The sequence below is a fragment of the Rhizorhabdus sp. P4_G6 genome (genome assembly GCF_056401045.1).
This window is the reverse complement of sequence record NZ_JBFUKC010000045.1, coordinates 1-6,996: the sequence shown is the minus strand read 5'-3', so window position 1 is coordinate 6,996 and position 6,996 is coordinate 1. Positions and strand designations below refer to the sequence as shown.

Below are 6,996 nucleotides of genomic sequence, written 5' to 3'. Positions count from 1 at the left end.
GCGTAATCCTTGTCGAAGAGATTGTAGACGCGGACGTCGACCGCGACATTATCGGTCACGGCGTAGCTCAGGCCAGCATCGACGACGGTATAAGACGGAACGCGGAAATCATTCGCGTCATCCGAATGAGAATGGCCAACATAACGAAGACCGACACGGCTTTGGAAGCGCTGGAAGGCATCCCAGCGCAACCAGAGATTCCCGGAAGTCTCCGGCACGCCGGCCGGCGTGTTTCCGGTGTAAACCGTGCCGCCACTTACGAAGCTATCGAAGCGAGCCTCGAGCACTGTACCGTTCGCGTCGATTCCGAAACCAGCCGGGAGGTCGATCGAGACCGACGCCTCGAAGCCCTTGGACGATCGTTGGCCGATCTGCTCAATAGGGCTGGTCAAAAACCGCTGCGAGAGGAGGTTCTTCTTCACGATCTTGTAGGCCGCCACCGTTGCTGTTCCGCGTCCGTCCAGGAAGGCGGCCTTGGCACCGAACTCGATCTGGTCGCCTTTCGCGTTACTGAAGGCGGTCTGTGAACCTGAGAAGGTGGTCAGCGTCCCGATGGGATCTGTACCCGTCGAATATTGCCCATAGAGCGAGACGGTCGAGGTCGGCTGATAGACCGCGCCGACGCGCCAGGTTGTGTTGCGCAGCTTCTTCGTGAAAAGGCGTGCGCCGATGGCCCCGGAAGGATTGATGTTCTGGCGGTACACCCGATCATGCTCGTCGCGAATGCCAGCGACCAACGAGAACTGATCGCTGAAGCGGATACGGTTCTCCGCGAAGAAGCTATACTCGCCGGTCCGCGTCCGATAGCGCGGCGCGATCCCCTGTGTGTCGAAGAACAGACCGGAGTCGAAGCTGAGCGGATCGACGAAATCCTCCTGCAGGTCCGATCCGAAGTCGTTCGAGTAGGTGAGCTTGATCTTGTTGACGTCGAAGCCGACGACGAGATCGTTCTGGATATCGCCGAAATCCGCGCTCCACTTGACGCTACCCTGATTGCCGATCTGGGTCTGGTCGTGGATGATGCCAAGATTGTCGGTCCGGTAGATCGTGCCGGGGGTGCCAGACGTGCCGTTATAGCCGTTCGGGCAGTTGCCGCTGCCACCGATCCAGCAATAGCTCTCCAAATCCTTGAAGAGCCGCTTGCTCGTCAGCCGGTAGGTGGTGTTGGAGATGCTGATCAGATCCGAAGGCGCCCATTCGACGGTGAGAAGCGTCCGGTTGTCACGATAGTGAAGGCTGGCGTCCGCGACATTGTAGTTGCGATGGCGGATGCGTGTGTCGAGCTCGCCGTTGATCAGCGGCGTACCGAAATACTCCATAGGCCGCAGGTTCGCATAGTCGTCGCGCAGCGTGAATGAGAGCGTCTCAGTCGGCGCGAAGCGTAGCGCCGCCGACACCGCATAGCTCTTCGAATCGCCGTGATCGACATAGCCGTCCGATTTCCGATAGCTGCCATCGACCCGGTAGGAGAGCTTGTCGCCAAGCGGACCGCCGGCTCCCGCCGCGGCATGCCAGCTGTTCTGCGAGCCATAGCCGGCTTCGGCTTCGACCTCGGTTCGCTCGCCGCTCGGCTTCTTGGTGATCACATTGACCGCCCCGCCCAGCGCTCCCTGACCGTAGAGTACAGACGCCGGTCCGTTGAGTATCTCAATCCGATCGATGTTCCATGTATCCTGGGGGAAGGTTATCGTCCCTGCGACCGGAAAGAGCCGGACGCCGTCGTAAAGCTGGAGCACCGAACCTTGCCCTTTGAAGCCACGAACGACGAGCGCCGTACCGCCATCGCCAGGCGTGGCCGCCGTCGTGATGCCCGGCGCGCGAGTGACCGCCTCGACGACTGAGATGTCGCCCCGCGCGCGGATCGCATTCCCGTCGATAATGACTACGCTAGCCGGTGTCTCAAGGGCAGTAAGACCGAGGCGGCTGCCCGTGCTGGTTGGTACAGTCAGCGCCGCGCCAAGCCTCCCCGTAACGAGGATGGTGTCCTCGTTGGATTGAGCGCTTCCGTCTGCCGCGGCGTCCTCCGCAAAGGCCGGCGATGCCAGCGCGCCCAGGATGGCAAGCGTGATTAGCGAGCGCGGCGCGCCGATGATGTTGGTCTCTTTTTTCACTTGATTCCCCCATCGGCGCCTAACGACGATGGCGGGGCGTACCGTTCACGAACGGTCGGCACGCAGAGAGGCCGGGCGCCCGGGGGCGACCACCATGCGTTACCGTGCGGCCCCAGCCGCTCGTTCGTCGCTCAGACGGAAAACACCGTGCCCCGGCCATCCCCTGGACCAAAGCAAGAGCGACCAGACGCAGGCAGGTCTCCTGGCTCACGGGTCATCGCTTGATGCACGGCCTTCCCAGGCCTCGCATGAATTAGCGTCCGGCCCAGTGGCTGGCGGCTCGGGACGTCTTGCCCAAACCGCACATATGCATCGCGCTCACCGCTTACAGTTGCAGGGACAGCTGCGGATTTGAGAGTGTCCGATTTTCACCGGCCCCCCGCACCGCATTCCCATTTTAAGCCCTCTCGGGCACCGGCGCGATCATGTCGGCGCGCGACCTTTCGGCCTTTGCGCGAACGAAGCGGCAGTTACGGAAGTTGATGCAGCCCTGCAAGGACAACGTGCGTGGACCGCAACGACAGCGGAATCAGCCACTTCGATCCAATATATCGGCTCGGCCTCCGGTGATCGCCTGAAGCCGCCAGCCGCCGTTGAAGGACAGCCTGACCGCCGTCAGCGGCGCGACGTCGATCCGCATGGTTGCCGGCAGAGAGATGTCGAGCGCTGCCGACAAGATCGCGCGAATGACCATAGGATGGGTGATCGCCAGAAGGTGAAGGTCTCGACGGGCCTGCGCGTCGAGCCAGGGAGAGATGCGATCTCGGGCGTCGATAAGGCTCTCGCCATCAGGCGCACCTTTTGCCGGATCGGCCAGCCACGCGGAAAGGGCCGCCGCATCACGCTGATGAATAGTCTCGAAGCTATGGCCCGCCCAGCCGCCTTGATCGACATCGCGCAGGCTGTGGTCGATAGACGCGTCCAGCCCCAGCGCGTCCGCCGTCTGCCGGGCCGCGAGAGCCGGACTGACCATGAAGAGGTCGGCCTTGCCTTCGGAGAGGCGATAGTCGTTTGCCTTCCGTACACCGCCATCGTCGAGTGGATCTTCGGGCGCAGGGAAAGCTCCTTCTCGCATCGCTGCGGTCGCCGCATGGCACAGAAGCGTCAATCGGGCTGCCAGGGGACTTCTCCAAGGATCGTTGACGCCTCTCATGCATCCGGCCTAGTGCGGAGCCAGCAATGACCGAGGAAGAAGCCGGTGTGATTCCGGCACGGTCGCGCCACTGTTATCGCCAGCGCCGATGCGCTGTCGAGAGTCAGACCTTCCTCGGGCGATTTTGACACGGTGCCGGGACGCGATATCCCGAAAGGAGCATGACCATGGCGAGCAAGCCTCTCTTCGCAGACGACGCCTTCATTCCGCTTCCGGGAACAGGGGTGATCCCCCTTGGTGACATCATCCCCTGGGGCATCTTCGGCGCGTTGCTGGCCATGATCTTCCTGTATTTCGTCAGCACCGAACAGGGCGCGCTGTCGCTGTTCAGCGGTATGTACGTCCATGAGTTCGTCCACGACGGACGTCATCTGCTCGGCTTCCCCTGCCACTAAGGCGGGGATGCTACCATGACCCGAAATTTGCTGATCCGCGGCATGGTCGCCGGCATCCTCGCCGCGATCCTGGCCACCCTGTTCGCCCGCGCCCTGGCCGAGCCTCAGGTCGACCTCGCCATCGCCTATGAGGCGTCGCATTCCGCGCACGAGGCGCACAGCATGCCGGGCATGCCGTCGGCTAAAGAGCCCGAGCTCGTCAGCCGGGGCACGCAGAAGGGCCTTGGCCTCCTCACGGCGCTGACGCTCTACGGCGCAGCAGTTGGCGGAATCTTCGCGCTGGTATTCGCGGCCATATATGGCCGGATAGGCTCGATCGGCCCGCGCTCGCTAGCCCTGCTCCTTGCCCTCGCCGCCTTCATAGCCATGGCCCTGGTACCGGCCCTCAAATATCCGCCGACGCCGCCAGCCGTGGGGCAGCACGAAACTGTCGCCTTCCGGACGATTGCCTTCTTTTCGATGATCGCCCTCTCAATTGTCACGATGGTCGTCGCGGTCAAGGTCTCCCGGGCACTGAGGGATCGACTGGGCTCGTTTAATGCGACTCTCGCTGGCGGAGCCGCCTATATCGTGCTGATAGCGGCGGTGCAGTTCGCCCTGCCAGCGATCAACGAGGTGCCTACCGACTTCCCAGCAGTCGTGCTCTGGAATTTCCGGGTTGCCGCGATCGCGATCCAGTTTCTCCTGTGGCTGACCATCGGCACTATTTTCGGTGCCCTTGCCGACCGGACATTGCGTCAGGCCCGCTAGCCCGCGGCTCCCTGTGGGCGGTGCAATACATGTTCGACTTGCTTCCCGTCCCCAGTCGAGCAATCTGCCCCCGCTCCCGCGACACCCGGCAGTGGGGCTTAGTAACCTCCTTGGTAGCCAACTCGGTCGAATTCAATCATCGGAAAATCCGATCTCGATCGTTCGCTGGAGACCAAGGATTTGGTCGCTGCTGTCCAATGGACTGATGCGGGAGCGTCATGCCAGCATCAACGAGCATCCATCACCGAAGAGCGGCGCAGGATCAGGTGGCCGCTCGGGCGCCGGGAGGCACCGCCTGCTCCATCGCCTTACTGACTGTTTCGACCGCCTCGGCCCTCGGCATCGCCTGGATTGCTCGCGCGATCCCCTCGCTACCGTCCATGTGCCAGAGCGGCCCACCGCCGAGCGCCGAAAGCGCTTCCTCGGCCACCTGCGATGGCTCGACAACGGGGTAAGCGGGATTGTCGAGCGGCATGCCCATTTTTACCATCGCGGGCGTCCTCGTCGTGGTCCCGACCACGCACAGCACGTCCACGCCATAGGGGCGCAGCTCGTACCAGAGGCCCTCGGCCAGGATCGCCGAATAGGCCTTGGACGCAGCATAGGTGGCTAGTCGCCCCACGCCGGAGGCATAAGCCAGCGATCCCATCAGGATGATCCCGCCGCTGCCCCGTTGCCGCATCGGCTTGCCGAAGCGTACCGCGAACGCCGTCTGGCCGATGGTGTTGAGATAAGTCAGCCGGAGGGCCTCCTCGTCGGGTTGATCGAGGAGGTCGGCCATTGCGGGGGCCGCGCCGGCATTGCATACCAGCAGGCCGATCTCGACATCGGCGCAACCGCGCTCCACCTTATCGACAGCTTCCGGATGGGACAGATCGGTTGCGATCGTTCGGATCTCGACGCCGCACTCGGCGCGCAGCCGGCCGGCCAATTGTTCCAGCGGCCGGGCTCTGCGCGCGACGAGCACCAGATTGAGGCCCTCCCTGGCCAGCCTCTCCGCGAACGCGGCACCGATCCCTTCGGACGCTCCCGCGACTAAACCCCAGGGACCATAGCGTTCGACATCCATGGCCGTCCTCTCCGCTTGTTATCCGCGCACTGCATGACAAATCCRGCCGAACCGAGCCATCGTCCAATCCGACTATGCGGGCTCGCGCGCGACATGGGATGTCAGAGGGCGCTGGCGGCGGCGCGTGCGTGATTGCGGTACAAGGCGGCGGAGCGGCTGATCGCTTTCCAACAATGAGAAATCGCCCCTCAGCAGCGCCAGGACGAGGACCATCTTATGGACAAGCGCATATCAGTCAGGAACGTCATCACCGCCCGGGAAACGAGCGACCTCGTCCTGATGATGGAACAACTAACGGACGGGGCAACATTAGAAAATATACCGATGAACCGACCATGAGCACTCCGGCGGTGCAGCTCGACCCGCCCCTCGCGGACGAGATTGATTCGCCCAAGATGAGCGGCGAGCAATGGGACGGACTGGCGATCTATGGCGCGGAGGTGATGACCTTCGGCCAAGCGATGGCGATGCCCGCGCAGGGCGTCCAGGGCGCGGCCGACCGGTGGCGGCGAATGTGCCGCTGGATCGTGGAGGAACACGCCGGTGCCTGACGACGATCGGCCGGCATCGTCCAACGCCTTGCTGTGTGTCCAGCTGGCGATGCCCGAGGGGCCGGTCGCGCTGCTCGACGGCAGCATCGCCCTCGTCGAGATGGGCGAGAGCCGAAAGAGCCTGTCGATCGTCTCGCCCGATGGATCGCACCGCATCCTGTGCCGGCATGGCGGCAATCCCAATGGCCTCGCGATTGATGGCGACGGCTGCTTCTGGGTCGCCGGCGGCCCCGATCAATCGATCATGCGGATCGCGCCGGATGGCGAACTGCTCATGCAGATCACCGGAGACGGCGAACGCGGCTTCCTGTTTCCGAACGATCTTGCCTTCGGCCCCGACGGCCTGCTCTATGCGACTGACTCGGGGATCGATCCAGCCAGGATGTTTTCCCAACCAGCCGGAAGCCGCCTTCGCGATCTGGACTATGACGGATCCGTCTATCGCATCGACCCGCGTGCGGGCAAGGTGGTCACCAAGCTGGCGGCCGGGCTCAACTTCACCAACGGCATCGCGTTCGGCCCCGATGGCGACCTCTACTTCAACGAAACGCTCACCGGCATTGTCTACCGTATGACCGACGACGGCGCCATCGAGCGTCACGCCAACGTGATCCGCTCGCCGAGCGACGACTTCAAGGGACCTGACGGAATGGCGTTCGCGGCCGACGGGACGCTGTACTGCGCGGTCCTCAACGAAGGCCATATCTGCGTGGTGGCCCCCGACGGCACGATCGCCGATCGACTGCCCACGAACGGCGAACTGCCGACAAACGTGGCGTTCGACATCGAGCGCGACCGCATCTACGTCACCGAGCTATCCGGGGGCAGCATCGAAATCATCCCGATCGATCGCCCCGGCCTGGCGCTCCATGCCCCCTCGCTGACGCTCTAGATGTGTAGTCCCGGAATGTGATGGTGCGAATCGATTCAACGATTGATGCTGCGGCTCCCCAACAGGGTTTGGGAC

At 63.2% G+C, this 6,996-nt stretch carries 7 protein-coding genes and 1 riboswitch; of the genes, 4 read left to right on the top strand and 3 right to left on the bottom strand.

Annotated elements, in window-relative coordinates:
• Together AC1DPF_RS18810 and AC1DPF_RS18805 are read right to left on the bottom strand one after the other, a co-directional pair.
• The coding region (locus AC1DPF_RS18810) for a TonB-dependent receptor (RefSeq protein ID WP_477962917.1) at nucleotides 1-2,111 on the bottom strand (2,111 nt) is incomplete at its 3' end.
• Between the two features lie 175 nt (nucleotides 2,112-2,286).
• Nucleotides 2,287-2,545: riboswitch (cobalamin riboswitch) on the bottom strand.
• Between the two features lie 95 nt (nucleotides 2,546-2,640).
• Nucleotides 2,641-3,264 (bottom strand): histidine phosphatase family protein, encoded by a 624-nt coding sequence (locus tag AC1DPF_RS18805; protein ID WP_477962915.1) that lies wholly within the window; start codon nucleotides 3,262-3,264, stop codon nucleotides 2,641-2,643.
• Nucleotides 3,265-3,431: 167 nt separating this feature from the next.
• On the opposite strand from AC1DPF_RS18805, the gene AC1DPF_RS18800 reads away from it, so the two are divergent.
• Together AC1DPF_RS18800 and AC1DPF_RS18795 are read left to right on the top strand one after the other, a co-directional pair.
• A complete protein-coding gene (locus AC1DPF_RS18800) occupies nucleotides 3,432-3,659 on the top strand; it encodes a CbtB domain-containing protein (protein WP_477870537.1) in 228 nt (75 codons plus the stop codon).
• A gap of 15 nt (nucleotides 3,660-3,674) precedes the next feature.
• The gene (locus AC1DPF_RS18795) at nucleotides 3,675-4,409 is read left to right on the top strand and encodes a CbtA family protein (protein ID WP_477870535.1); all 735 of its coding nucleotides are present in this window, start codon (nucleotides 3,675-3,677) and stop codon (nucleotides 4,407-4,409) included.
• Between the two features lie 262 nt (nucleotides 4,410-4,671).
• Here the strand turns inward: AC1DPF_RS18795 and AC1DPF_RS18790 are convergent, their stop codons facing one another.
• Entirely contained in the window at nucleotides 4,672-5,478 is an 807-nt protein-coding gene (locus AC1DPF_RS18790) for an SDR family NAD(P)-dependent oxidoreductase (RefSeq protein ID WP_477870533.1), read from the bottom strand.
• Between the two features lie 335 nt (nucleotides 5,479-5,813).
• Between AC1DPF_RS18790 and AC1DPF_RS18785 the strand changes: the two genes are divergently transcribed.
• Nucleotides 5,814-6,029, top strand: a complete 216-nt coding sequence (locus AC1DPF_RS18785; protein ID WP_477962913.1) for a hypothetical protein — start codon at nucleotides 5,814-5,816, stop codon at nucleotides 6,027-6,029.
• Nucleotides 6,022-6,921 carry an SMP-30/gluconolactonase/LRE family protein gene (locus tag AC1DPF_RS18780; RefSeq protein ID WP_477962911.1) on the top strand — a complete coding sequence of 300 codons (900 nt, stop codon included), beginning with the start codon at nucleotides 6,022-6,024 and terminating at the stop codon, nucleotides 6,919-6,921. The genes AC1DPF_RS18785 and AC1DPF_RS18780 overlap by 8 nt, the downstream gene beginning before the upstream one ends.
• Nucleotides 6,922-6,996: the final 75 nt, after the last annotated feature.